Source organism: Kitasatospora sp. NPDC059747, from assembly GCF_042732955.1.
Classification (GTDB): Bacteria; Actinomycetota; Actinomycetes; order Streptomycetales; family Streptomycetaceae; genus Kitasatospora.
In genome coordinates, this window is sequence record NZ_JBHWGV010000004.1 from 82220 (window position 1) to 105959 (window position 23740).

Consider the following 23740-nt stretch of genomic DNA (forward strand, 5'->3'; position numbering starts at 1 on the left):
CCGATCCCTTACCCGAGGAGGCAGTTCGTCCCGACATTCGGGACGATTGCCACCCCTTAGGCTATTAGGAGGCGACCCGGGAGGATCCGGACGGATTCTCCCGGGCCCCTCCGGCCCCCACCCGCGGGACGGTACGAGGTGTCCTCGGGCATCCCGCACCCAACCCGATAAAAGACCAACTGACGTCAGCACGGCGTACAGGAACTGTCCTCAGGAGGACTCAGTGGCGAAGGCGAAGTTCGAGCGGACGAAGCCCCACGTCAACATCGGCACCATCGGTCACATCGACCACGGTAAGACCACGCTGACCGCGGCCATCACCAAGGTGCTGCACGACGCGTACCCGGACATCAACCCCTTCACGCCGTTCGACCAGATCGACAAGGCCCCGGAGGAGCGTCAGCGCGGTATCACCATCTCGATCGCGCACGTCGAGTACCAGACCGAGGCGCGTCACTACGCCCACGTCGACTGCCCGGGTCACGCTGACTACATCAAGAACATGATCACCGGTGCCGCCCAGATGGACGGCGCCATCCTGGTGGTCGCCGCCACCGACGGCCCGATGCCGCAGACCAAGGAGCACGTCCTCCTGGCCCGCCAGGTCGGCGTCCCCTACATCGTCGTCGCCCTGAACAAGGCCGACATGGTGGACGACGAGGAGATCCTGGAGCTCGTCGAGCTCGAGGTCCGTGAGCTCCTCTCCGAGTACGAGTTCCCGGGCGACGACCTGCCGGTCGTCCGCGTCTCCGCGCTGAAGGCGCTGGAGGGCGACAAGGAGTGGGGCGAGAAGCTCCTCGGCCTGATGCACGCCGTGGACGAGGCCATCCCGACCCCGGCCCGCGCCGTGGACCAGCCGTTCCTGATGCCGATCGAGGACGTCTTCACGATCACCGGTCGTGGCACCGTCGTCACCGGCCGCATCGAGCGCGGCATCCTCAAGGTCAACGAGACTGTCGACATCATCGGCATCAAGGAGACCAAGACCACCACCACGGTCACCGGCATCGAGATGTTCCGCAAGCTGCTCGACGAGGGCCAGGCCGGTGAGAACGTCGGTCTGCTGCTCCGCGGCATCAAGCGCGAGGACGTCGAGCGCGGCCAGGTCATCATCAAGCCGGGTTCGGTTACCCCGCACACCGACTTCGAGGCCCAGGCCTACATCCTGTCGAAGGACGAGGGTGGCCGCCACACCCCGTTCTTCAACAACTACCGCCCGCAGTTCTACTTCCGCACCACCGACGTGACCGGCGTCGTGACCCTCCCCGAGGGCACCGAGATGGTCATGCCGGGCGACAACACCGGCATGACGGTCGCGCTGATCCAGCCGATCGCCATGGAGGAGGGCCTGAAGTTCGCCATCCGTGAGGGTGGCCGCACCGTCGGCGCCGGCCAGGTCACCAAGATCATCAAGTAATTGATGCTCTGACCTGCCTGCCTCGTACAGGCCAGTCCGAAGGGCCCCGCACACTCCAGGGTGTGCGGGGCCCTTCGGCGTGTCGGCTGGCATCCGGGGCACCGGTGTGGGTGGGGGCTTTCCGCGCCGGATAGACTGGGGCACCCGCAGCCGTCGCCAGAGCGAGGCTGACCGTGGCTCTCTTCGCCCCACTCGCCGAAAGCGCTCCGGAATGACCTCTGCTCCGCTTCTGACGAAGCCCTCGTTGCTCCGGCGCCGTGCCTCGGCCCGGACCGGCGAATCCGGCGCCCTCAAGCCGAAGCGCCCCCGCCTCTACGCGCTGGACGGCATGCGGCTGTTCGCCGCCCTCAGCGTGATGTCCTTCCACTGGACGGCCTACGTGGGCATCGCGGGCGTCTGGCAGGGGGTGACCCCCAAGCAGGCGCTGCCACTGGTGAACCGCATGGCGGCGTACGGCTGGCTCGGCGTCGAGCTGTTCTTCGTGATCAGCGGCTTCGTGATCTGCATGAGCTGCTGGGGGAAGCGACCGGGCGAGTTCTTCGTCTCCCGGGTGGTCCGGCTCTACCCGGCCTACTGGGCCGGCATCGCGCTGACCAGCCTGGTGGTGCTCAACTTCAAGCACTTCGCCCGGCTCGGTGCCGCGGACGGGCTCAACCTGACCACGATCCTCGGCAACCTGACGATGCTGCAGACCCCGCTCGGGATGCGGCACGTCGACGGCGTGTACTGGACCCTCTGGGTCGAGATGCGGTTCTACCTGCTGTTCGCCATCGTCGTGGCGACCGGCCTCACCTACCGCAAGGTGGTGGCGTTCTGCGGGATCTGGACCATCTTCGCGGTCCTCGCCCCGCAGGCCGGGATACCGCTGCTGACCACGATGGCCATGCCGAACGAGTCGCCGTTCTTCATCGCCGGTGTCGGCATGTTCCTCATGTACAAGTTCGGGTCGAACCTGCTGCTCTGGGGCATCGTCGGCTTCTCCTGGATCCTCGCGCTGACCAGGCTGAACTCCATCAAGGACATGTACGTCAACGTCCTCGGCCACCCGCTCTCCTGGAACGTCATGGCGGCCGCGGTCACGCTGGCGTTCCTGCTGGTCCTGGGCGCGGCACTGGGCTGGTTCGACTGGGTGCAGTGGAAGTGGCTGACCGTCGCGGGCGCGCTGACCTACCCGCTGTACCTGATCCACCAGGAGGTCGGCTGGACGCTGATCCACTTCCTCCTCACCCGGGGCCTCGGCGTCAAGGCGGCCCTGCTCGCGGCGCTGGCCACGGTCCTGGTCACCGCCTGGCTGATCCACCGGCTGGTCGAGAAGCCGCTGTCGAAGGTCCTCAAGAAGGCCCTGGACCGGTCCATGGCGACCCTGCGCCAGGTCTCGGACGAACCTGCCCCCCGCCGCCCCTGAACGGTGGGCCCCTCGATGAATGCTCCGCCCAAGAAGCATTCATCGAGAGGTAAAAACCTGCTGCTAGCCTGGCCGTCACCAGGGCCCCGGCACTGATCGAACATCCCCATTCACAAGGAAACAGGCGACAACTGATGTTCACCGCAGCTGTATCGGCAGAGCCGGAGGCCACCAGGCCGGCGCCGCTGTTGTCGGTCGTCATGCCGATCTACAACGAGCAGGAGGCGCTGCCCCTGACCGTTGAGCGGCTGCGTCCGATCCTCGACGACCTCGGCATCAGCTACGAGGTCGTCGGCATCGACGACGGCAGTACCGACGCGACCCCGGCGCTCATGCAGAAGATCCACCAGGACTGGCCGGAGTTCCGCATCGTCCGCTTCGCGCGCAACTCCGGGCACCAGGCGGCGCTGACCGCGGGCATCCACCGCGCCTTCGGCGACTACGTCGTGTCGATCGACGCCGACCTGCAGGACCCGCCGGAGAAGATCCCCGAGATGCTCTCGCTCGCGCGCGAGCAGAACCTCGACATCGTCTACGGCGTGCGCGGCGACCGCGGCACCGACACCGTGTTCAAGCGGCGCACGGCCGGCGCCTACTACTGGCTGATGCGCAAGCTCGTCGGCAAGAAGATGCCCAACCAGGCCGGTGACTTCCGCCTGCTCAGCCGGGCCGCCGTCGAGGCCCTGAAGGCGCTGCCCGAGCACCAGCCGGTCTACCGCCTGCTCGTGCCGTGGCTGGGCTTCCCGAGCGGCGAGGTCGTCTACGTGCGCGAGGAGCGGGTCGCCGGCAGCACCCACTACCCGCTGTCGAAGATGCTTCGCCTGGCCATCGACAGCATCACCAACTTCTCGGCCGCCCCGCTGCGGCTCGCCACCTGGCTCGGCGTGCTGAGCTTCGTGCTCTGCTTCGGCCTCGGCGTCTACACCACCGTCGCGTACGCGCTCGGCAAGACCGTGCCCGGCTGGTCCTCGCTGTTCATCGGGATGCTCTTCCTCGGCGCCGTCCAGCTGATCTGCATGGGTCTGCTCGGCGAGTACGTCGGCCGGATCTACTCGGCGGCCCAGGCGCGACCGGCCTACTTCGTGGGCTACGACTCGGCCGACGGCCGCAGCGCGAAGCCGGCGAAGGTCTCCGAGTTCGTGGCGTGAGCGCGAGTCCGGTCCCGCCCGGACCGGACTCCGCCACCGACCGCCGTGACCCCGACGCCGAGCCCGCAGGAGAAAGAACACGCGATGGGCACCACTGACAGCACCGCACCCGCTCTCGGGACGCCGTCCGCGGCCGAGGGGCGGGTCGGCGCGTCGGTGTCCGGCACCGCCCGGCCCGGCACCGGCGCGCGACTGGTGCGGTTCCTGCCGGCGCTGGCCGCGTACGCCCTGCTGGTGGCCCTGCTCCTGGCCTCGGACACCTCCGTCTCGGACGTCGCGCGCTACACCTTCTACGTGCTCTGGGGCGTCCTGCTGCCGGGCACCCTGGTGTTCCGGGCCCTGCGCCGCCGGCCGCACACCCTGGTCGAGGACCTCGCCTTCGGCGCCGTCGTCGGTCTCGTGCTGGAGCTGGCGGCCTGGGCGGTCCTGGTCGGGCTCGGCCTCCAGTCGGCCGCCACGGCGTGGCCGCTCGCCGTGGTGGTCCCGTTCCTCGCAGTGCCGCGGCTGCGGCGGCACTGGTTCCCGCGCGGGTACCGGCGGACCTCGACGGGCTGGAACTGGTCCGTCGCCGGCATCGTCGGCCTCACGAGCGCCTACCTCTACGCGGCCGTCCTCAGCCGCAACCCGATCATCCCGGACACCGAGACCACCCGGCAGTACATCGACCTGCCGTACCTGCTCTCGCTGGCCGGCAACGCGAAGAACAACTTCCCGCTGACCTTCCCGCAGGCGGCGGGGGAGCCGCTGCACTACCACTGGTTCACCTTCGCGCACATGGCGATGACCGACCTGGTCGGCCACATCGACCTGCCGGTGGTCCAGATGCGGCTGATGGTGCCCGCGCTGGTCGCCCTCGCGATGGTGATCACCGCGGTGGTGGGGCACCGGCTGTCCGGCCGGGCCTGGGCCGGGCCGGTCGCGGCGCTGCTGGTGTTCGCGGTCGGCGAGTTCAACGCGGTCTACCCGAACAACACCCCCAACTGGACCTTCGGCGCGCCGCTGGTGCCGCTGATGTCCTGGGCGAGCCTGTCGCTGACCTACAGCCAGCCGCTGCTGATGGCGCTGATCGGCGTGATCGCGGACGTGCTGCGCGGCCGCGGCGACGAGGACGCGAGCGACGCGAACGAGGACGCGGACGGGGACGCCGGCGGTGCCGCGCGGGACCGGGCGCCGCTGCTCGGCCGGGGCGCCTACGTCCTGGTCGCGCTGTTCGCGCTGGCCTCCAGCGCGGCCAAGGCGAGCTCACTGCCCGTCACCCTGGCGGGCCTGGCCTTCGCGGGCCTGATGGTGCTCATCGGCACCCGGCGGATCCCGTGGGCGATCGTCCGGCTCGGCGCGATCGTGGCCGGAGCCCAACTGTTCGCCACCGCCGTGCTGTTCAAGTTCGAGAGCTACGGCCTGGAGGTCGTGCCCTTCGGCAACGTCCAGAAGTACTGGGCCGACCCCGCGCACACCAGGACCGCGGTGACGCAGGCGGTGGTCGTCGCGGCGACCCTGATCGCCTTCCTGCTCAACCACCAGCTCCGCCTGGTGGGCATGGTCCCGTTGATCTGGCGGCGCCGGCTGCGGCTGGAGCAGTCCCAGTGGTTCCTGCTCGGCGGCGCCCTGGCCGGCCCGGCGGTCTACCTGGTGGTCAACGGCTTCAACGCCAGCTACTTCACCCTGGCCGGGCTGCCGTTCGGCGTGCTGCTGTCGGCCTGGGGCTACTGCGAGGTCTTCGAGCGGGCCGCGCTGCCCGCCCGGGGCAAGGCCGCGCTCGCGGTCGGCACGCTCTCCTTCGTGGGCCTGCTGACGTACGGCATCTACCACTACGCGGGGGACTGGGCGGCCTTCGCGCTCAAGGCGGTCGGCGACGCCAAGGGCACCAAGTCGTACACCCCGCTGGTGCCCGCACTGGCCGCCGCGGCCGCGCTCGCCGCCGTCGCCGTCGTCGTCGGACTGCTCTGGCGGGCGGCCGGGCGGGCGCTGCCCGGGCTGCGCCGGCGCGGCGGGCTGGTGCTCCTCACGGGCGCGCTCGTGGCCGGTGCGCCGTCGCTGCTGCTCGACGTCCAGCAGTCGAAGCACGTCGTCTGGGACGGCGCCTGGCCGCTGCCGGCCGGCCAGGTCGAGGCCGCGCGCTGGGTGCGTGCGCACAGCCGCCCGACCGACGTCCTGGTCACCAACGACCACTGCCGCTCCGAGAACGACTGGGCGGTCCCGGGCCAGAACTGCTGGAACTCGCTCTCGTTCTGGCTCAGTGCCTACTCCGAGCGCTCGGTGCTCGTGGAGGGCTGGGCGTACTCGCCGCGGCTGATGTCGGAGAAGTCCGCCAGCTTCTGGGACCAGCCGCTGCTCAAGTTCAACGACGACGCGATCCACCACCCGACCGCCGACATCCTCCGGGAGCTGCGGGACCGGTACCACGTCCGGTACCTGGTGGCGGACCGCAAGCCGGCTCCGGAGTCGCCGCTCCTGAAGTCCCTCGCCACCCCCGTCTTCGACAACGGCCGGGTGGCCGTGTACGAGCTCTCCTGACCCGACAAGCAGATCGCATGGGTTCCCACATGGTTTCCACCAACGAGTCGACCGACGCGGCCACGGTGCCGGACGCCGCGGAGCAGGGCTCCGCCGGCGGCGGCAAGGCCAACCGCCAGATCCCGTCCTTCCTGGTCATCGGGGTGCTGAGCACGCTGTTCTACCTCGGGCTGTACGTCGTGGCCCGGATGGTGGTCAACCCCCAGGCCGCCAACCTGATCGCGCTCGCGGTGAGCGCCGTCGCCAACACCGCCGCCAACCGGCGGTTCACCTTCGGGATCACCGGCAGCGAGGGGGCGCTGCGCCACCAGCTGCAGGGGGCCGTCGCGTTCGTGATCGGGCTCGCGCTGAGCTCCGGCGTGCTCGCCCTGCTCGACGTGGCGGCCCCGCACGCCTCCAAGGTCGTCGAGGTCGGCGGCCTGATCGTGGCGAACGGCCTGGCCACCGTGGTCCGCTTCCTGCTGATGAAGGTGTGGGTCTTCAAGAAGTGATGCGGGCGGCCGAGCCGTCCCGGTCGGCGCTGCGGCGCAGCGGCCGGGGCGTCCAGCCGCGCAGCCGCGTGGCCGGTTCCTCGACGAGGTGCCAGGAGAGGGCGGCCAGCACGCCCGTCACGGTGAGCGCGCAGGCCAGGAAGCCTGGCCGGCCGTACGCGGCGCAGCCGACCAGGGCCAGGGCCTGCTCGACGGGGAAGCCGTAGATGTAGACCCCGTACGAGTAGTCGCCGATCCCGTCGAGGCGCCGGCACCAGCGGGGGAGCCGGGCCGCGGCCCAGAACAGCAGGTAGACCAGGGCCGGTTGGCCGAGGGCGCCGAAGCCGCCCCAGCGGAGCGTGGCGGCCAGCGCCACGGCGGAGGCCAGGGCGAGGCGGTCGTCCACCGGTATGCGTTCGGCGTGGAGCCGGCAGGCGGTGCCGAGCAGGAACGTGAAGGCCAGGACGGCGGCGAGGTGCCAGGTGAGCCGGCCGAGGAGCGGCAGGGTGGCGCCCGGTCCGCCGGCCGGGGGCACGTCCGGGGGCAGGTCGGTGGCGCCGGAGAGGATCAGTACCCAGAGCGCGAGCGCCAGCGCGGGGACGGCGGCCGGCCGCCGCAGCAGCCCGGCCAGGGCGAGCAGGGCGGCCAGGAGGTAGCACAGGAGCTCGTACTTGAGCGACCACAGGGCGCCGTTGAGGCTGCCGTCGAAGTTCGTCCCGGCGCGGATGCCCGTGGCGATGACTCCGGAGACGTCCCAGCCCGCGGTCGGGCTGCTGCTGCCGAGGCTGGTGACGTAGCTGAGCGGTCCGTCCGAGCGGTCCCAGAAGCCGGTGAGGGTGCCGTGCTGCCACCGGTAGAGCACGGGCATCAGGACGGCGGCGGACAGGAGCAGCGAGACCCAGAGCCCGGGGACGATCCGCAGGGCGCGGTGCCAGACGAACCGCAGGGTGCCGAGGCGCCGGGCGCTGCCGGTGATGACGAAACCGGAGATCGCGAAGAAGCCGAGGACCGCGCTCTTGCCCAGGTCGGTCTGCTGCCCGCTCCAGGACCACAGCGGGTCCTGGCGGCCCCAGCCGAGCGGGTAGACGTGCGACACCACCACGGTGGCGGCGAGCACCAGGCGCAGCGCCCCGAAGGCGTTCGCCCGGCCGGCGGTCAGGTCGGCGAAGGTCCCGCGCCGGAAACGCTCTCCGATGGCTCCCCCTCGTGCGCGGATGCGGGTGCGGGGGGGGGGGGGGGGGGGGGGGGGGCGCGGGGGCGGGCGGGGGGGGGGGGGGGGGCCCCGCGGCGGGGGGGGGGGGGGGCCGCCCCCCCCCCCCCCCACCTCTCCTGTTTCGGCGGCCTCTTCTTCGGCCTCGTGGGCGGGGGGGTGTGGGTCTCCCTCCCCCCCCCCCCCCCCCCCCCCCCGGGACGACGGGTCGGCCGTTATGCGACCGGCGCGGTGCTCTGGGCGGTCCACAGCTCGCGGACGGCCTCGCGCAGGGTGCGGCGGGGGGTCCAGCCGAGGCTGTCGCGGGCGACGGTGACGTCGAGCTGCTGCCACTCGGTCTCCGGGCCGGTGCCGTCGGGGGCCGGGACCTCGGTGATCTCGGTGGGCACGCCGCTCTCCTCGATCAGGAGCTCGACCAGGTGGCGGGCGGTGGAGGCGGAGCCGGTGCCGACGTTGACGACCGGCGGGGCCGAGCGGTCGGCGGCGGCCAGCAGGACGGCGTCGAGGGTGTCGGTGAGGTCGACGAAGTCGCGCAGGGCGGTGAGCGGCTGCAGCGAGAGCTGCGCGGTCTCGCCGGCCGCGCGGGCGGCGTCGAGCTTGGCGGCCATGACGCCGAGCAGGCTGTGGCCGGGCTGGCCGGCGCCGACGACGTTGCCGAGCCGCAGCACGACGCCGGAGATCCGGCCGGCCTCGACGGCGCGCACGACGGCCTCGGTGGCGGCGAGCTTGAGCTTGCCGTACTCCATGACCGGGGCGGCCGGGTCGCTCTCGCGCTGGCTGGTGCCGACCGGGGCCATGCCGTACTCGTGGACGGTGCCGAGGTGGACCAGGCGGGCGGGGGAGGCCATGGCGGCGACGGCCTCGATCAGCCGCTCGGTGAGGACGACGTTGGCCTGGTACATCTGCTCGTCGTTCAGGCCCCACATGCCGCCGGCCGCGTTGACGACGGTGTCGATCCGCTCGCGGTCGAGCAGCGCGGTGAGCTCGGCGGGGTCGCCGTTGGAGAGGTCGAAGGCGACGAACCGGCCGGGCGCCGGCTCGGCCGGGGCCTTGCGGGCGAGGCTGAGCACCTCGGCGCCCTGCGCCAGGAGGCGGGCGCCGAGCACCCGGCCGATGAAGCCGGTGCCACCGAGGACGGCCACCCGGGCCGGTGCCGTGTGCGGAGCGGTCATTGCGGGGACTCCAGGGGGTTCGTGGGTCAGCGGGGACGGCGGGCCGTGCTGGTGGCGTTGCGCAGCAGGGCCTTCGCACCGTCCCACTGGCCGGCGCGCATCGCGCCCGGGACCAGGGTGAGGGCGTGGATGCGGGCGGACAGGTGGATCCGGGCGGCGCGCGCCGCCCGCGGCCAGCCCTGCGCGTCGAGGCGGTCGGCGGCGTCGAGGAAGTAGCGCCGGGCCTCGGTGAAGCGGGTGCCGCTGAACGCGGACGAGGAGGAGATGCTGACGGCGTGCCGGCGGTACTGGAAGGCGCGGACGTCGTCGATGACCATCTGCTCGCCGGCCTGGAGGAGGTCGATGACCAGGGCGAGGTCCTGGATGATCTCCAGGTTGTCGCGGAAGCCGGTGGTCCGCACGGCCTCGGTGCGCCAGCAGATGGACGGGAAGTAGAGCCAGTTGCCCTTGAGCAGGCTGACGGCGAGCTCCTCGCCGTCCATCAGGACGCGGCCCTGCGCCTTGGGCGCGTAGATGCGGCGCTTGGACTCGTCGGCGAGCGAGGTGCTCGGCCGGCCGTCGCTGCCGATGACCTGGACGCCGGGCTGGATCATCGCGACGCCGGGGTGCTGGGCGAGGATCGAGCGGATCGTGGCCACGTAGTTGGGCAGCATCACGTCGTCGGTGCCCATGAACATCATGTGCTCGTGCTCGGCCATGCCCAGGCACTTGCGGTAGTTGCCGGTGACGCCGAGGTTCTGCTCGTTGCGGAAGTACCGCACCCGCGGGTCGCCGAGCTCCGCGAACCACTCCGGGACCCCGGGCTCCTTGCCGTCGTCCACGACGGTCAGCCGCCAGTCCGGGTCGGTCTGGGCCAGGACGCTGCGGACCGCCTCCTGCATCAGTGCGACGTCGCCGTAGTACGGAAGCAGGATTTCCAGAGTGGTCATGGTGGAGGCACATCCGGTGGTCGGGTTCGGGGCCTGCGGGCGGGAGCACGACCCCGCGGCGGGCCCATCATACTGAGCCCCGCGCGGCCCCCCGCCGACGGCGATGCCCGGACCGGGGCCGCTGCGGGCGGCCGGTCCGGGCACCGGTCGGTTCAGTTGGTGCGCAGGCCCTCGGTGTACGCCAGGCACTGCCGGTAGTCCGGCAGCAGGCCGCTCGCGATCGCCTCGGCGAGCGTGGGCGCGGCCGCGTCGCGGGCCGACAGCTGGGGGGCGTCGGCGGGCCACTCGATGCCGAGGTCCGGGTCGAGCGGGTGCACCGCGTGCTCGCCGGTCGGGTTGTACGTCTCGGAGCAGACGTACGACAGGGTGGCGTCGTCGGTCAGCGCGCAGAAGCCGTGGCCGACGCCCTCGGGGATGTAGACGGACTTACGTTCGGCATCGTCGAGGCGGACGAACTCCCACTTCCCGAAGGCGGGGGAGCCCACCCGCAGGTCGACGACCACGTCCAGGACGGCGCCGCGCACGCAGCTGACGTACTTGGCCTGGCCGGGCGGGACGTCGGCGAAGTGGATGCCGCGCACGACGTCCTTGGCCGACACCGACAGGTTGCCCTGGGCGAGCCGCAGCGGGTGGCCGACGACCTCCTCCAGGCGGTCGAAGCGGTACCACTCCATGAACAGGCCGCGCGGGTCGCCGTGCTGCTGCGGGGTGACCTCGAAGGCGCCGGGGATGGACAGTTCGCGGAACTTCACTTGGCCGCCTCCTCGTCGAGCAGCGCGACCAGGTAGTCGCCGTAGCCGCTCTTGCGCAGCGGCTCGGCCAGCTCGCGCAGCTGCTCGGCGTCGATCAGGCCGGCCCGCCAGGCGGCCTCCTCGATGCAGCCGATCTTGAAGCCCTGGCGCTCCTCGATGACCCGGACGAACTCCGAGGCCTGGACCATCGAGACGAACGTGCCGGTGTCCAGCCAGGCGGTGCCGCGGTCGAGGACGGTGACGTGCAGCTCGCCGAGCTTGAGGTACTCCTCGTTGACGGCGGTGATCTCCAGCTCGCCGCGGGCGCTCGGGGTCAGGCCGCGGGAGATCTCCACGACGCGGTTGTCGTAGAAGTAGAGGCCGGGCACGGCGTAGCGGGACTTCGGGGCGTCCGGCTTCTCCTCGATGGAGATGACCTGGCCGTTGTCGTCGAACTCGACGACGCCGTAGGCGGTCGGGTCGGCGACCGGGTAGGCGAACACCATGCCGCCCTTGGGGTCGGTGCGCTGGGCGAGCCGGGTGCCGAGGCCGCTGCCGTGGAAGATGTTGTCGCCCAGGATCAGCGCGACCGGCTCGTCGCCGATGAAGTCGGCGCCGAGGACGAAGGCCTGGGCGATGCCCTCGGGCTTCTCCTGGACGGCGTACTCCAGCTTCAGGCCGAACTGGGAGCCGTCGCCGAGCAGGCGCTGGAACTGCTCCTGGTCCTGGGGGGTGGTAATGATCAGGATCTCGCTGATCCCCGCCATGACCAGGGTCGACAGCGGGTAGTAGATCATCGGCTTGTCGAAGACCGGGAGGAGCTGCTTCGAGACAGCCCGGGTCAGCGGCCAGAGTCGGGAGCCGGTGCCGCCGGCCAAGAGGATTCCACGCATGCCGAGCAGCTTATGTGAGGTCCGGGGGCGCTCCGGAAGCCCCCGTCGGCCCGGGGTCCGGGGTTCGATTCACCCCGGTAGACTGCCCGCACTATGCGCATCCTCGTCACCGGCGGCGCCGGCTTCATCGGTTCAGAGTTCGTCCGCCAGCTGCTCGGCGCCGACGCAACGGATCAGATCACCGTCTTCGACAAGCTCACCTACTCGGGCGTCGAGGCCAACCTGGCCCCGGTCGCCGACCACAGCGGCTACGCCTTCGTGCGCGGCGACATCTGCGACGCCGACGCCGTCGACCAGGTGATGCCCGGACACGACGTGGTCGTGCACTTCGCGGCCGAGTCGCACGTCGACCGCTCGATCGAGGGCGCCGGCCCGTTCGTGGTGACCAACGTCCTCGGCACCCAGGTGCTGCTGGACGCGGCCCGCAAGCACGGCGTCGCCCGCTTCGTCCACGTCTCCACCGACGAGGTGTACGGCTCGATCTCCGAGGGCTCGTGGACCGAGGAGTGGCCGCTCGCCCCGAACTCCCCGTACTCCGCCTCCAAGGCCGGTTCCGACCTGCTGGCGCTCGCCTACCACCGCACCCACGGCATGGACGTGGTGGTCACCCGCTGCTCCAACAACTACGGGCACTACCAGTTCCCGGAGAAGGTCATCCCGCTGTTCACCACGAACCTGCTGGACGGCAAGAAGGTGCCGCTGTACGGCACCGGCGGCAACATCCGCGACTGGCTGCACGTCTCCGACCACTGCCGCGGCATCGAGCTCGCCATGCGCAAGGGCCGCGCCGGCGAGGTCTACAACATCGGCGGCGGCACCGAGCTGACCAACAAGGAGCTCACCGAGCTGCTGCTCCAGGCCGCGGGCGCCGACTGGTCGTCCGTGGAGCCGGTCGCCGACCGCAAGGGCCACGACCTGCGCTACTCGCTGGACATCACCAAGATCAGCGAGGAGCTCGGCTACGCCCCGCAGGTCCGCTTCGAGGACGGCCTCGCGGCCACCATCGCCTGGTACCGCGAGAACCGCGCCTGGTGGGAGCCGCTGAAGGCCAAGGCCGCGCTGCGATGACGAACCCGGTGGCCAGGCTGCTGGGGGCGCTGCCCCCCGGCGTGCGGCTCGTCGCGGGGGGCACCGTCGTGCTCGGTGCCTCCTCGTACATCTTCCTGGCGCTCGCCGGGCACGGCCTGGACACCACGCAGGTGGCCGGCGTCTCCATGCTGTGGACGCTGGTCATGTCGGTCGGGTACGGCCTGTTCTCGCCGGTCGAGCTGGAGCTGAACCGGCTGGTGGCCGCCCGCGACGTGGCCGGCCACGGCCCCGGCCCGGCCATCCGCCGGGTGCTGCTGGCCACCGCCGCCGTGCTGGCCGTCGTGCTGGCCGGCGTCGCGGTGGCGGCCCGCCCGATCGCGGACCGCTTCTTCTCCGGCGACATCGGCCTGGTGGCCGGCATGGGCGGCGCCCTGGTCGGCCTGGCCGTCAGCTCGGTGGCCCGCGGCGCGCTGGCCGGCCTCGGCCGGTTCGGCTCCTACGGCCTCCAGCTGGGCGTCGACGGCGGTCTGCGGATCGGCCTGGCCGCGCTGATCCCGCTGTTCGGCGTGCACTCGGCGTTCGCGTTCAGCCTGATCCTCGTGGTGGCGCCGCTCGCCGCCTCGGTGATCGGGATGCGCTCGGTGCTCGCCGACCGGCGCGGCGGCCCGGCCCCGGCCTGGCGCGACGTCGTCACCGGGCTCGGCCTGCTGACCGGCTCGACGCTGCTCGCGCAGCTCATGGTCAACGCCGCGGTGGTGAGCGTGGGCGTGCTCTCGCCCTCCTCCAAGGCGCTGATCGCCGCGCTGCTCAACGCGGTGGTGCTGGCCCGGGTGCCGCTCTTCGCGTACGCGGCCATCCAGGCCTCGCTGGTCTCCTCGCTGTCCGGCGCCGCGGCGGCCGGCAACCACGGGGAGTTCCGCAAGGTCCTGCTGCGCACCGGCGGCATCGTCGCCCTGATGTGCACCGCGGCCGGCGTGCCGACGGTGATCCTCGGCCCGTGGGCGATCCGGCTGTTCTTCAAGGCGCAGGACGTGCTCGGCTCGGCCGACTTCCTGTGGCTGTCGCTCGGCACGCTCTGCTACATGCTCGCGACCGTCTTCGGCCAGGCGCTGCTCTCGCTCGGCCGCCACCAGCGGCAGCTGCTGTCCTGGCTGGCCGGCACGGTGGTGCTCGTCGCCGTCACCGCGGTGCCGGGGGCGATCGCGACCCGCGTCGAACTGGCCTACCTGGCTGGTGCCGCGGTGAGCGCTGCTGCCATGCTGTGGGCGCTCGCGCGGTCCCTGACGGCTCCGGCCGCGACCGCCGTGGAACCGGGTGCAACCATGGCGGCGCGTCAGTCGTCAGAAGTCTGACACCATCTGCGCGGGCCCCGTACAACCGGCGGCGGCAGTCCGTTCCGCCGCGCCTTTTAAACTGTCATTACTCTGGCCACGCCACACAGCCGCTGAAAGGCGCTCCCCGTCGTGCATCTCACCGTCATCACTTCGATCACCGGCGTGCTGGTGCTCGTCTACATCCTGGAGCTGCTGCGCCGACAGCAGCTCCGGGAGAAGTACGCGGCGATCTGGCTCGCGATCGGCGTCGTCGTCGCGCCGCTCGGGTTCTTCCCGACGATCCTGGACTCCACCGCCCGCCGGCTCGGCATCGCCTCCGGCGTCAGCCTGGTCCTGTTCGCGGGCTTCATCCTGGTGCTGATGGTCTCGCTGCACCTGAGCTGGGAGGCCTCCCGGCTGGAGGCCGAGACCCGCACGCTGGCCGAGGACGTCGCGATGATGCGCGCCTACCTGGCCGAGCACCACGACTACCCGATCGCGCGCAGCAACAACGACGCCGCCAAGGCGAACGACCCCGGGGTGACGGCATGATCGACGGCAAGCGGGTACTGATCATCCTCCCGGCCTGGAACGAGGCCGAGGGGCTGCCCAAGATCCTGCGGGAGATCCAGCAGAAGCTGCCCGGCGTCGACACCCTGGTCGTCGACGACGGCTCGGTGGACGACACCGCGGCCGTCGCCGCCGCGCACGGCTCCAAGGTCGCCCAGCTGCCCTACAACCTGGGCGTCGGCGGCGCGATGCGCTTCGGCTACCGCTACGCGCACCTGCACGACTACGACATCGCGCTGCAGTGCGACGCCGACGGCCAGCACGACCCGTCGTACGTGCCGACGCTGATCGCCAAGCTGGACGAGGCGGACCTGGTCATCGGGGCCCGCTTCGCCGGCGAGGGCTCGTACAAGGTGCGCGGCCCGCGCTCCTGGGCGATGAAGCTGCTCTCCGTGGTGCTGTCCCGGGTCGCCCGCACGCGGCTCACCGACACCACCTCGGGCTTCAAGGCCTGCAACAAGCCGATGATCGAGTTCTTCTCCCAGTGGTACCCGGTCGAGTACCTGGGCGACACGATCGAGAGCATGGTCGGCGCCGCCCGCTGCGGTTTCGTGATCCGGCAGGTGCCGGTCGCGATGCGCGAGCGGACCACCGGCACGCCCAGCGCCTCCCCGATCAAGGCGACGATCTACCTCGCCCGGGCCGGCCTGGTCCTGCTGCTGGCGATGATCCGCCGGATGCCCAAGCACCTCAAGCTGATCCAGCCGGCCACCAAGAAGGCCGCGGCACCGCGCCGCGAACTGGCCGGCCGTAGCTGATCACGGCGCGTGACCGCCGGGCCCGTACCCCGTGACCGAACGGGTGGGGCCCGGCATCGGCTTGCTAGCGTGTCGGGCGTGGACGTCCCGTCGGCTTTCCGGGGATGTTCCGTGGCGACCGGGTGCCCCCCGGCCGGCGCCCGCCGACCCCGCTCGCCCGGCGAGCCGGCCCGACCTGCGGCAGAGTGCCGCTTCACGGAAGCGAATTGACATGACGGATTTGGCACCGGACGTCGTCGGCGCCCCCTCCAGCACGCCCGGCGGCGCCAGAGGCGCGTCGTCCGGAGAGACGACGACGGCCCGGGCGGGCGGCCGCTTCGAGCGCTGGACCGAGAAGCGCTGGTTCCTCCCGCTGGGGGAGGGCGTGGTCAGCGTCGTCGTCGCCCTCGGGTTCATGCTGCTGTGCACGCACATCAGCGTCAATCCCGTCACCCGGATCGGCCAGGTCAGCGGCCTCGCCAAGATCCAGCAGTACGCGGCGCTGCTCGGCATCCCCGTCCTCGCGGTGCTGCTGTTCCTCGCCTACCGCGGCACGCTGCGCTACTACCAGGTCGCGCAGCGCCTGGCGTGCGCGGCCGTCGCGGGCCTCGGCACCGGTGTCGTCGCCGGCGGCATCGTGGTCGCGCTGCACGGCACCCCGTGGGGCCTGGGCGGCCAGGAGGGCGACCCCGGCAACCTCATGGGCATGGCCAACGACATGATGCGCGGCAAGGGCCTGCCGGGGGTCTACCCCCCGCTGTTCCCCGCCCTGCTCGCGGTCTGGGCCAAGCTCTTCCACCACGGCGTCGCCGGCGTGGGCCACGCGCTCAAGGACCTGCAGCTGATCCTCAGCGCGCTGGTGGGGCCGATGGCCTACCTCTCGTGGCGGATGCTGCTGCGCCCGTTCTGGGCGATGGCCGTCGCCGTGCCGACCTCGATCGTCTTCCTCGACCCGATCCGCCCGTACAGCCACGGCTCGATGCTGGTGCTGCTGCCGCTGCTGGCGGCCTGCTTCCGTGAGATCCGCCGCGCCGACGAGCTCTCGGTCCGTTCCGCGGTGCTGCGCGGCCTCGGCTTCGGCGCCGCGTTCGGCGTGATGTTCCTCTGGTACTCGGGCTGGTACCTGTGGGCCGCGCCCGGCTCGTTCATCCTCGGCCTGATGCTGTTCCCGTGGCGGCGGGGCCGGGTCGCGATCAAGCGCGCGCTCGTGTTCCTCGGCACCCTGCTGGTCACCGCCGCCGTGATCGGCGCGCCGCTGCTGTACCAGCTGGTCCGCCTGGGCGCCACGACGATGGACCGCTACGCGTACATCAACACCTACATCGACCCGGCGTACGTCATGGGCTGGGCCTCCGACCGCGCCGGAGACCTGACCTACCACGACTACCCGGCATCGGGCGAGCTGGCCGGCCAGACCGGTTTCGGCGTCCTGCTGCTCCTGGGCGTGGGCATCGGCGTGGGCCTCGGCCTGCGCAACGTCGTGGTCCGCACCGCGGGCTTCGTGCTCGCCGGCGCCTGGCTGCTGCGCTTCTGGTTCGCCTCCCACATGGAGCACACCCAGGCCGTCCAGCTGTACCCGCGCACCACCTGGATCATCTTCTACTGCCTGATCATCCTGGCCGTCCTCGGCGTGATGCTCACGTACGAGCGCGTCTTCGGCTGGATCCGCGGCACGCTGGAGGAGGTCGCCCCGGCCCGGGCCGCCCGGATCTCGCCGCGCGTGCTGTCCCAGCTGGCCGCCGGCCTGATCTGCGCGATCGCCCTGTTCGCCACCATGGGCGGCTCGTGGTCGGCCAACCGCTTCATGCCGTCCACCAACCCGGGCGTCGAGGACATGGGCCTGGACGCGCTGCGTGCCCACCTCCAGCAGCTGGACAACGGGAAGTGCCCCAAGTACTCGCCGTACAACGGGAAGCAGGCCTGCAACCCGATCAACATGAACCTGTCCGAGTACACCTTCGGGCCGGACCAGAAGAAGCTCTACTGCGCCAACGCGACCTCGAAGGAGTACGACGTCGTGTGCGGCCGCCCGCCGAAGGACTGACCCCCAACGGGTGACGATCGGGGCCGGTGAGGTACACCTCACCGGCCCCGATTGGCATCCGGGCTGCTCCATGTGGCAGTATGTCCAAGTTGCTCGGTTGAGTGCCGATGCTGCGCGCCTCCCGCCGGGAGGACCGGAAGCGAGTCCCAGGTACTCGTCGTTCCCGTGATGGCCGTCAAGCGTGAGTTCTACGCCACGGCAGCTGCGGGGCGAAAGTACGGGAATCTTCCGGGAAGCGTGAGCGGGGTCTCGGCCCGGCTCCCCCACCCCGAAATCTTGAAACCGACGAGTTCTTCGCCGGTTTTTTGCAAGCGCGAGTGCGACACGCCCGAGCGCGGGGGTCGGAGAGGGAGTCGTGCGGCAACTAAGGACAAAGGACTACTGAGTAGCCATGGCGGGACAGAAGATCCGCATCCGGCTCAAGGCCTACGACCACGAGGTCATCGACTCCTCGGCGAAGAAGATCGTCGAGACGGTGATTCGTACTGGTGCGCAGGTCGCGGGCCCGGTGCCGCTGCCCACTGAGAAGAACGTGTACTGCGTCATCCGCTCGCCGCACAAGTACAAGGACTCGCGCGAGCACTTCGAGATGCGCACTCACAAGCGTCTGATCGACATCCTCGACCCCACGCCGAAGACGGTTGACTCGCTCATGCGTCTCGACCTGCCGGCGGGCGTCGACATCGAGATCAAGCTCTGAGAGGCGCACCGAAGATGGCTAAGCAGATTAAGGGCATCCTGGGCGAGAAGCTCGGCATGACCCAGGTCTGGGACGAGAACAACCGGATCGTTCCGGTGACCGTCGTCAAGGCTGGGCCCAATGTCGTGACCCAGGTCCACACCGCCGACAGCCCGGCCGGCTACGACGCCGTCCAGATCGGCTTCGGCGAGATCGACCCGCGCAAGGTGAACAAGCCCCTCGCGGGTCACTTCGCCAAGGCCGGTGTCACCCCCCGCCGCCACCTGGTCGAGCTCCGTACCGCGGACGCCTCCGAGTACACCCTCGGCCAGGAGATCACCGCGGAGCTGTTCGAGGCGGGTGTCAAGGTCGACGTGACCGGCACCTCCAAGGGCAAGGGCTTCGCCGGTGTCATGAAGCGCCACAACTTCCGGGGCCTCGGCGCCGGTCACGGTGTGCAGCGCAAGCACCGCTCGCCCGGCTCGATCGGTGGCTGCGCCACCCCGGGTCGCGTGTTCAAGGGCGTGAGGATGGCCGGCCGGATGGGCCACGAGCGTGTGACCACCCAGAACCTGACCATCCATGCCGTTGACGCGGAGAAGGGGCTGCTCCTGATCAAGGGCGCAATCCCGGGCCCGAACGGCGGCCTCGTCCTCGTCCGCACCGCGGCGAAGGGGCTGTGAGGATATGAGCACCATTGACATCCTGTCGCCCTCGGGCGACAAGACCGGCAGCCTCGAGCTGCCGGCCGAGATCTTCGACGCGAAGGTCAGCGTTCCGCTGATGCACCAGGTCGTCGTGGCGCAGCTCGCTGCGGCCCGTCAGGGCACCCACAAGACCAAGACTCGTGCCGAGGTCCGCGGTGGCGGCAAGAAGCCGTACCGCCAGAAGGGCACCGGCCGCGCCCGTCAGGGCTCGACCCGCGCCCCGCAGTTCGCCGGCGGTGGCGTCGTGCACGGTCCCGTGCCGCGCGACTACTCGCAGCGGACCCCGAAGAAGATGATCGCCGCCGCCCTGCGCGGTGCGCTCACCGACCGGGCCCGCCACAACCGCATCCACGTCGTCACCGACGTGGTCGCGACCGAGGCGCCGTCGACCAAGGCCGCCAAGGGTCTGTTCGGCAAGATCACCGAGCGCAAGAACATCCTCCTCGTCGTCGAGCGTGCCGACGAGCTGGGTCTGAAGAGCGCCCGGAACCTGCCGCACGTGCACATCCTGGACGCCGGTCAGCTGAACACCTACGACGTGCTCGTCTCCGACGACGTGGTCTTCACCCAGGCCGCCTTCGAGCGTTTCGTGGCGGGTCCCGCCGCGTCCGCCAAGGCCGTGGCTGCTGAGGGCGAGCTCGAAGGGAGCGCCGCCTGATGGCTGCAGAGATCACGAGCAAGACGTTCACGGACCCCCGTGACGTCCTGGTGAAGCCGGTCATCTCGGAGAAGAGCTACTCGCTCCTCGACGAGAACAAGTACACGTTCGTCGTGTCGCCCGGTGCCAACAAGACCCAGATCAAGCAGGCCGTCGAGGCGGTCTTCTCGGTCAAGGTCGAGTCCGTCAACACGCTCAACCGTCAGGGCAAGCGCAAGCGCTCCAAGACGGGCTTTGGCAAGCGCAAGGACACCAAGCGCGCCATCGTGACGCTGGCTGAGGGCAACCGCATCGACATCTTCGGTGGTCCGGTCTCCTAACGGAGATCGTGATCGTCGATAAGGACGAGGACGAGAGAGCCAAATGGGCATCCGCAAGTACAAGCCGACTACGCCGGGCCGTCGTGGCTCCAGCGTGGCCGACTTCGTAGAGATCACGCGGTCCACGCCGGAGAAGTCGCTGGTTCGCCCCCTGCACAGCAAGGGCGGCCGTAACAACGCCGGTCGGATCACCGTTCGCCACCAGGGTGGCGGTCACAAGCGCGCCTACCGCGTGATCGACTTCCGTCGTCACGACAAGGACGGCGTGCCGGCCAAGGTCGCGCACATCGAGTACGACCCGAACCGCACCGCGCGCATCGCGCTCCTGCACTACGCGGACGGCGAGAAGCGCTACATCATCGCGCCGCGCGGCATCGCGCAGGGTGACCGGATCGAGAACGGCGCTGGCGCCGACATCAAGCCGGGCAACAACCTGCCGCTTCGCAACATCCCGGTCGGTACCACCATCCACGCGGTGGAGCTGCGTCCCGGTGGCGGTGCCAAGATGGCCCGCTCCGCCGGTGCCGGCATCCAGCTGCTCGCGCGTGAGGGCAAGATGGCGCACCTGCGCATGCCCTCCGGCGAGATCCGCCTGGTCGACGCGCGCTGCCGCGCCACCGTCGGCGAGGTCGGCAACGCCGAGCAGTCGAACATCAACTGGGGCAAGGCCGGCCGTATGCGCTGGAAGGGCGTCCGCCCGACCGTGCGTGGTGTCGCCATGAACCCGATCGACCACCCGCACGGTGGTGGTGAGGGTAAGACCTCTGGTGGCCGCCACCCGGTCTCGCCGTGGGGCCAGAAGGAGGGTCGCACTCGTAGCCCGAAGAAGGCTTCGAACGCCCTCATCGTGCGCCGCCGCAAGACCAACAAGAAGCGCTAGGAGCAGGTCAGATGCCGCGCAGTCTCAAGAAGGGCCCCTTCATCGACGGCCACCTTCTCAAGAAGGTGGACGCGCAGAACGAGGCGGGTACCCAGAACGTCATCAAGACCTGGTCCCGTCGCTCCGTGATCTTCCCGGCCATGCTCGGCCACACGATCGCGGTGCACGATGGCCGTAAGCACGTCCCGGTGTTCGTCACCGAGTCGATGGTCGGCCACAAGCTCGGCGAGTTCGCGCCGACGCGTACCTTCCGCGGTCACGTCAAGGACGACCGCAAGTCGAAGCGTCGCTAGTCGCCAGCGAGATTACCGACTCAATGACTTACACCAGCAAGGGGACAACCATGGAAGCCAGGGCCCAGGCGCGGTACATCCGCGTCACGCCCATGAAGGCCCGCCGCGTGGTGGACCTCATCCGTGGCCTGCCGGCCACGGAGGCCCAGGCCGTCCTGCGTTTCGCTCCGCAGGCCGCCACCGTGCCCGTCGGCAAGGTGCTCGACAGCGCCATTGCCAACGCCGCGCACAACTACAACCACTCCAACGTGGACGACCTCGTCATCAGCGAGGCGTACGTTGACGAGGGCCCGACCCTGAAGCGGTTCCGTCCGCGTGCGCAGGGTCGTGCCTACCGGATCCGCAAGCGGACCAGCCACATCACCGTGGTCGTCAGCAGCAAGGAAGGGACCCGGTAATGGGCCAGAAGGTTAACCCGCACGGGTTCCGCCTCGGCATCAGCACGGACTTCAAGTCCCGCTGGTACGCCGACAAGCTGTACAAGGACTACGTCAAGGAAGACGTCGCCATTCGTCGCATGATGACGAAGGGCATGGAGCGCGCCGGCATCTCCAAGGTCGAGATCGAGCGCACCCGCGACCGCGTCCGCGTTGACATCCACACCGCTCGCCCCGGCATCGTCATCGGCCGCCGTGGCACCGAGGCCGACCGCATCCGCGGCGACCTCGAGAAGCTGACCGGCAAGCAGGTCCAGCTGAACATCCTCGAGGTCAAGAACCCCGAGCTGGACGCCCAGCTCGTGGCTCAGGGCGTCGCGGAGCAGCTGTCCTCCCGCGTCTCCTTCCGCCGTGCCATGCGCAAGTCGATGCAGGGCACCATGAAGTCCGGCGCCAAGGGCATCAAGGTCCAGTGCTCCGGTCGTCTCGGCGGCGCCGAGATGAGCCGTTCGGAGTTCTACCGCGAGGGCCGTGTGCCGCTGCACACCCTGCGCGCGAACGTCGACTACGGCTTCTTCGAGGCCAAGACGACCTTCGGCCGCATCGGTGTGAAGGTCTGGATCTACAAGGGCGACGTCAAGAACATCGCCGAGGTCCGCGCTGAGAACGCCGCTGCCCGCTCGGGCAACCGCCCGGCCCGTCCCGAGGGTGGTCGTCCCGCCCGCGGTGGCGAGCGCCGTGGTGGCGAGCGCGGTGGCCGTGGCCGTCGCCCCGCCGCTGCCGAGGCCCCCGCGGCCGCGGCCGCCGAGGCTCCGGCTGCCGAGAACACCGGAACGGAGGCCTGACCGTCATGCTGATCCCCCGTCGGGTCAAGCACCGCAAGCAGCACCACCCCAAGCGCCGCGGCGCTGCCAAGGGTGGCACCGAGCTCGCGTTCGGCGAGTACGGCATCCAGGCCGTCACCCCGGCCTACGTGACGAACCGGCAGATCGAGTCCGCTCGTATCGCCGTCACCCGTCACATCAAGCGTGGCGGCAAGGTCTGGATCAACATCTACCCGGACCGTCCGCTCACCAAGAAGCCGGCCGAGACCCGCATGGGTTCCGGTAAGGGTTCGCCCGAGTGGTGGATCGCGAACGTGCACCCGGGTCGGGTCATGTTCGAGCTGTCGTACCCCAACGAGAAGGTGGCTCGTGAGGCGCTGACCCGCGCTGCTCACAAGCTCCCGATGAAGTGCCGGATCATCCGGCGCGAGGCAGGTGAGAGCTGATGTCGGCCGGCACCAAGGCTGCTGACCTCCGCGAGCTGGACAACGAGGGTCTCGTTGCCAAGCTCCGTGAGGCCAAGGAGGAGCTGTTCAACCTCCGCTTCCAGGCGGCGACCGGGCAGCTCGACAACCACGGACGGCTCAAGCTCGTCCGTAAGGACATCGCGCGGATCTACACCCTGATGCGCGAGCGCGAGCTGGGCATCGAGACGGTGGAGAACGCCTGATGACTGAGAACACCAACGAGACGCGCGGTTTCCGCAAGACCCGTGAGGGTCTCGTCGTCAGCGACAAGATGGACAAGACCGTCGTCGTCGCCGTCGAGGACCGCGTCAAGCACGCTCTGTACGGCAAGGTCATCCGCCGTACGAACAAGCTGAAGGCGCACGACGAGGCGAACGCCTGCGGCATCGGCGACCGGGTCCTCCTCGCGGAGACCCGCCCGCTGTCCGCGACGAAGCGCTGGCGCGTCGTCGAGATCCTCGAGAAGGCCAAGTAACGAAGTTGATGCGGTACGGCCGTATGTGCACCAGGTCCCGTGCGGGCGCTGGTGTGAGCAGCGGCCGGCCCGTCAGCTCTCGTTGACGATCAGGAGAAAGCTGTGATCCAGCAGGAGTCGCGACTGCGAGTCGCCGACAACACGGGCGCGAAGGAAATCCTTTGCATCCGCGTTCTCGGTGGTTCCGGTCGCCGCTACGCCGGCATCGGGGACGTCATCGTCGCGACCGTCAAGGACGCGATCCCCGGCGGTTCGGTGAAGAAGGGTGACGTCGTCAAGTGCGTCGTCGTCCGTACCGTGAAGTCGCGCCGTCGTCCCGACGGTTCGTACATCCGGTTCGACGAGAACGCCGCCGTCGTCCTCAAGAACACCGAGGGTGACCCCCGTGGCACCCGCATCTTCGGCCCGGTGGGCCGCGAGCTGCGCGACAAGAAGTTCATGAAGATCATCTCGCTTGCGCCGGAGGTGCTCTAACCCA

The 23740-nt window shown here is 70.2% G+C and carries 27 protein-coding genes; 22 read left to right on the forward strand and 5 right to left on the reverse strand.

The window, feature by feature from the left end; genetic code table 11:
* Positions 1–223 precede the first annotated feature (223 nt).
* From tuf to ACFV4G_RS03115, 5 genes are all read left to right on the forward strand, one after another.
* The gene (tuf, locus tag ACFV4G_RS03095) at positions 224–1417 is read left to right on the forward strand and encodes an elongation factor Tu (protein ID WP_380435887.1); all 1194 of its coding nucleotides are present in this window, start codon (positions 224–226) and stop codon (positions 1415–1417) included.
* Between the two features lie 244 nt (positions 1418–1661).
* A complete protein-coding gene (locus tag ACFV4G_RS03100) occupies positions 1662–2822 on the forward strand; it encodes an acyltransferase family protein (protein WP_380435889.1) in 1161 nt (386 codons plus the stop codon).
* A gap of 134 nt (positions 2823–2956) precedes the next feature.
* Entirely contained in the window at positions 2957–3970 is a 1014-nt protein-coding gene (locus ACFV4G_RS03105; RefSeq protein WP_380435891.1) for a glycosyltransferase family 2 protein, read from the forward strand.
* Positions 3971–4054: 84 nt separating this feature from the next.
* A complete protein-coding gene (locus ACFV4G_RS03110) occupies positions 4055–6484 on the forward strand; it encodes a hypothetical protein (protein WP_380435893.1) in 2430 nt (809 codons plus the stop codon).
* Between the two features lie 29 nt (positions 6485–6513).
* A complete protein-coding gene (locus ACFV4G_RS03115) occupies positions 6514–6975 on the forward strand; it encodes a GtrA family protein (protein ID WP_380435895.1) in 462 nt (153 codons plus the stop codon).
* Here ACFV4G_RS03115 and ACFV4G_RS03120 read toward each other — a convergent pair.
* The 5 genes from ACFV4G_RS03120 to rfbA form a co-directional block, all read right to left on the reverse strand.
* The gene (locus tag ACFV4G_RS03120) at positions 6965–8071 is read right to left on the reverse strand and encodes an acyltransferase family protein (RefSeq protein ID WP_380435897.1); all 1107 of its coding nucleotides are present in this window, start codon (positions 8069–8071) and stop codon (positions 6965–6967) included. The two genes, ACFV4G_RS03115 and ACFV4G_RS03120, sit on opposite strands and share 11 nt — an antisense overlap.
* Positions 8072–8379: 308 nt before the next feature.
* Positions 8380–9336 (reverse strand): NAD-dependent epimerase/dehydratase family protein, encoded by a 957-nt coding sequence (locus ACFV4G_RS03125; protein ID WP_380435899.1) that lies wholly within the window; start codon positions 9334–9336, stop codon positions 8380–8382.
* Positions 9337–9362: 26 nt separating this feature from the next.
* Positions 9363–10265 (reverse strand): glycosyltransferase family 2 protein, encoded by a 903-nt coding sequence (locus tag ACFV4G_RS03130; protein ID WP_380435901.1) that lies wholly within the window; start codon positions 10263–10265, stop codon positions 9363–9365.
* 152 nt (positions 10266–10417) lie between these two features.
* Positions 10418–11017 carry a dTDP-4-dehydrorhamnose 3,5-epimerase gene (gene rfbC / locus ACFV4G_RS03135; protein ID WP_380435903.1) on the reverse strand — a complete coding sequence of 200 codons (600 nt, stop codon included), beginning with the start codon at positions 11015–11017 and terminating at the stop codon, positions 10418–10420.
* Complete coding sequence (gene rfbA / locus ACFV4G_RS03140; protein ID WP_359962247.1) at positions 11014–11889, reverse strand: glucose-1-phosphate thymidylyltransferase RfbA; 876 nt, start codon at positions 11887–11889, stop codon at positions 11014–11016. Before rfbA ends, rfbC begins: the two co-directional genes overlap by 4 nt.
* A 93-nt stretch (positions 11890–11982) precedes the next feature.
* Here rfbA and rfbB point away from each other — a divergent pair, with 93 nt between their 5' ends.
* From rfbB to rplN, 17 genes are all read left to right on the forward strand, one after another.
* The gene (rfbB, locus tag ACFV4G_RS03145; RefSeq protein ID WP_380435905.1) at positions 11983–12957 is read left to right on the forward strand and encodes a dTDP-glucose 4,6-dehydratase; all 975 of its coding nucleotides are present in this window, start codon (positions 11983–11985) and stop codon (positions 12955–12957) included.
* On the forward strand, positions 12954–14270 hold the full coding sequence (locus ACFV4G_RS03150) for a hypothetical protein (RefSeq protein ID WP_380435907.1): 1317 nt from the start codon (positions 12954–12956) through the stop codon (positions 14268–14270). Before rfbB ends, ACFV4G_RS03150 begins: the two co-directional genes overlap by 4 nt.
* 111 nt (positions 14271–14381) lie before the next feature.
* Positions 14382–14783 carry a DUF2304 domain-containing protein gene (locus tag ACFV4G_RS03155; RefSeq protein ID WP_359962256.1) on the forward strand — a complete coding sequence of 134 codons (402 nt, stop codon included), beginning with the start codon at positions 14382–14384 and terminating at the stop codon, positions 14781–14783.
* Entirely contained in the window at positions 14780–15559 is a 780-nt protein-coding gene (locus ACFV4G_RS03160) for a glycosyltransferase family 2 protein (protein WP_329927667.1), read from the forward strand. The genes ACFV4G_RS03155 and ACFV4G_RS03160 overlap by 4 nt, the downstream gene beginning before the upstream one ends.
* Positions 15560–15770: 211 nt before the next feature.
* Positions 15771–17582 (forward strand): hypothetical protein, encoded by a 1812-nt coding sequence (locus ACFV4G_RS03165; protein ID WP_380435910.1) that lies wholly within the window; start codon positions 15771–15773, stop codon positions 17580–17582.
* 391 nt (positions 17583–17973) lie between these two features.
* A complete protein-coding gene (rpsJ, locus tag ACFV4G_RS03170) occupies positions 17974–18282 on the forward strand; it encodes a 30S ribosomal protein S10 (protein WP_012785157.1) in 309 nt (102 codons plus the stop codon).
* Positions 18283–18296: 14 nt separating this feature from the next.
* A complete protein-coding gene (gene rplC / locus ACFV4G_RS03175; protein WP_380435912.1) occupies positions 18297–18944 on the forward strand; it encodes a 50S ribosomal protein L3 in 648 nt (215 codons plus the stop codon).
* Between the two features lie 4 nt (positions 18945–18948).
* On the forward strand, positions 18949–19626 hold the full coding sequence (gene rplD, locus ACFV4G_RS03180; RefSeq protein ID WP_380435914.1) for a 50S ribosomal protein L4: 678 nt from the start codon (positions 18949–18951) through the stop codon (positions 19624–19626).
* Positions 19626–19946: a 50S ribosomal protein L23 gene (rplW, locus tag ACFV4G_RS03185; protein ID WP_063348967.1), complete on the forward strand. Its 321-nt coding sequence runs from the start codon at positions 19626–19628 to the stop codon at positions 19944–19946. Before rplD ends, rplW begins: the two co-directional genes overlap by 1 nt.
* Positions 19947–19989: 43 nt before the next feature.
* Positions 19990–20826 carry a 50S ribosomal protein L2 gene (rplB, locus tag ACFV4G_RS03190; protein ID WP_063348968.1) on the forward strand — a complete coding sequence of 279 codons (837 nt, stop codon included), beginning with the start codon at positions 19990–19992 and terminating at the stop codon, positions 20824–20826.
* Between the two features lie 11 nt (positions 20827–20837).
* Positions 20838–21119, forward strand: coding sequence for a 30S ribosomal protein S19 (gene rpsS / locus ACFV4G_RS03195; protein WP_030055821.1), 282 nt, complete (start codon positions 20838–20840; stop codon positions 21117–21119).
* 50 nt (positions 21120–21169) lie between these two features.
* Positions 21170–21517, forward strand: a complete 348-nt coding sequence (rplV, locus tag ACFV4G_RS03200; RefSeq protein ID WP_030055822.1) for a 50S ribosomal protein L22 — start codon at positions 21170–21172, stop codon at positions 21515–21517.
* Entirely contained in the window at positions 21517–22341 is an 825-nt protein-coding gene (rpsC, locus tag ACFV4G_RS03205; RefSeq protein ID WP_188301636.1) for a 30S ribosomal protein S3, read from the forward strand. The genes rplV and rpsC overlap by 1 nt, the downstream gene beginning before the upstream one ends.
* Before the next feature lie 5 nt (positions 22342–22346).
* Complete coding sequence (gene rplP / locus ACFV4G_RS03210; protein WP_030055824.1) at positions 22347–22766, forward strand: 50S ribosomal protein L16; 420 nt, start codon at positions 22347–22349, stop codon at positions 22764–22766.
* Positions 22766–22990 carry a 50S ribosomal protein L29 gene (gene rpmC, locus ACFV4G_RS03215; protein WP_063348970.1) on the forward strand — a complete coding sequence of 75 codons (225 nt, stop codon included), beginning with the start codon at positions 22766–22768 and terminating at the stop codon, positions 22988–22990. The genes rplP and rpmC overlap by 1 nt, the downstream gene beginning before the upstream one ends.
* On the forward strand, positions 22990–23262 hold the full coding sequence (gene rpsQ / locus ACFV4G_RS03220; RefSeq protein ID WP_030055826.1) for a 30S ribosomal protein S17: 273 nt from the start codon (positions 22990–22992) through the stop codon (positions 23260–23262). The genes rpmC and rpsQ overlap by 1 nt, the downstream gene beginning before the upstream one ends.
* A 102-nt stretch (positions 23263–23364) precedes the next feature.
* The gene (rplN, locus tag ACFV4G_RS03225; protein WP_030055827.1) at positions 23365–23736 is read left to right on the forward strand and encodes a 50S ribosomal protein L14; all 372 of its coding nucleotides are present in this window, start codon (positions 23365–23367) and stop codon (positions 23734–23736) included.
* Positions 23737–23740: the final 4 nt, after the last annotated feature.

Excerpts from the sequence above, each read along its gene's own strand:
- rplD (WP_380435914.1), top strand. The coding sequence starts at position 18,949 with ATGAGCACCATTGACATCCTGTCGCCCTCGGGCGACAAGACCGGCAGC.
- ACFV4G_RS03125 (WP_380435899.1), bottom strand. The coding sequence starts at position 9,336 with ATGACCGCTCCGCACACGGCACCGGCCCGGGTGGCCGTCCTCGGTGGC.
- rplC (WP_380435912.1), top strand. The coding sequence starts at position 18,297 with ATGGCTAAGCAGATTAAGGGCATCCTGGGCGAGAAGCTCGGCATGACC.
- ACFV4G_RS03150 (WP_380435907.1), top strand. The coding sequence starts at position 12,954 with ATGACGAACCCGGTGGCCAGGCTGCTGGGGGCGCTGCCCCCCGGCGTG.
- rplV (WP_030055822.1), top strand. The coding sequence starts at position 21,170 with ATGGAAGCCAGGGCCCAGGCGCGGTACATCCGCGTCACGCCCATGAAG.
- rfbB (WP_380435905.1), top strand. The coding sequence starts at position 11,983 with ATGCGCATCCTCGTCACCGGCGGCGCCGGCTTCATCGGTTCAGAGTTC.
- rplW (WP_063348967.1), top strand. The coding sequence starts at position 19,626 with ATGGCTGCAGAGATCACGAGCAAGACGTTCACGGACCCCCGTGACGTC.
- ACFV4G_RS03130 (WP_380435901.1), bottom strand. The coding sequence starts at position 10,265 with ATGACCACTCTGGAAATCCTGCTTCCGTACTACGGCGACGTCGCACTG.
- ACFV4G_RS03110 (WP_380435893.1), top strand. The coding sequence starts at position 4,055 with ATGGGCACCACTGACAGCACCGCACCCGCTCTCGGGACGCCGTCCGCG.
- ACFV4G_RS03165 (WP_380435910.1), top strand. The coding sequence starts at position 15,771 with ATGACGGATTTGGCACCGGACGTCGTCGGCGCCCCCTCCAGCACGCCC.
- rpsQ (WP_030055826.1), top strand. The coding sequence starts at position 22,990 with ATGACTGAGAACACCAACGAGACGCGCGGTTTCCGCAAGACCCGTGAG.
- rplP (WP_030055824.1), top strand. The coding sequence starts at position 22,347 with ATGCTGATCCCCCGTCGGGTCAAGCACCGCAAGCAGCACCACCCCAAG.
- ACFV4G_RS03160 (WP_329927667.1), top strand. The coding sequence starts at position 14,780 with ATGATCGACGGCAAGCGGGTACTGATCATCCTCCCGGCCTGGAACGAG.
- rpsJ (WP_012785157.1), top strand. The coding sequence starts at position 17,974 with ATGGCGGGACAGAAGATCCGCATCCGGCTCAAGGCCTACGACCACGAG.
- rfbA (WP_359962247.1), bottom strand. The coding sequence starts at position 11,889 with ATGCGTGGAATCCTCTTGGCCGGCGGCACCGGCTCCCGACTCTGGCCG.
- rpsC (WP_188301636.1), top strand. The coding sequence starts at position 21,517 with ATGGGCCAGAAGGTTAACCCGCACGGGTTCCGCCTCGGCATCAGCACG.
- rplB (WP_063348968.1), top strand. The coding sequence starts at position 19,990 with ATGGGCATCCGCAAGTACAAGCCGACTACGCCGGGCCGTCGTGGCTCC.
- rpmC (WP_063348970.1), top strand. The coding sequence starts at position 22,766 with ATGTCGGCCGGCACCAAGGCTGCTGACCTCCGCGAGCTGGACAACGAG.
- ACFV4G_RS03115 (WP_380435895.1), top strand. The coding sequence starts at position 6,514 with ATGGTTTCCACCAACGAGTCGACCGACGCGGCCACGGTGCCGGACGCC.
- rpsS (WP_030055821.1), top strand. The coding sequence starts at position 20,838 with ATGCCGCGCAGTCTCAAGAAGGGCCCCTTCATCGACGGCCACCTTCTC.
- ACFV4G_RS03105 (WP_380435891.1), top strand. The coding sequence starts at position 2,957 with ATGTTCACCGCAGCTGTATCGGCAGAGCCGGAGGCCACCAGGCCGGCG.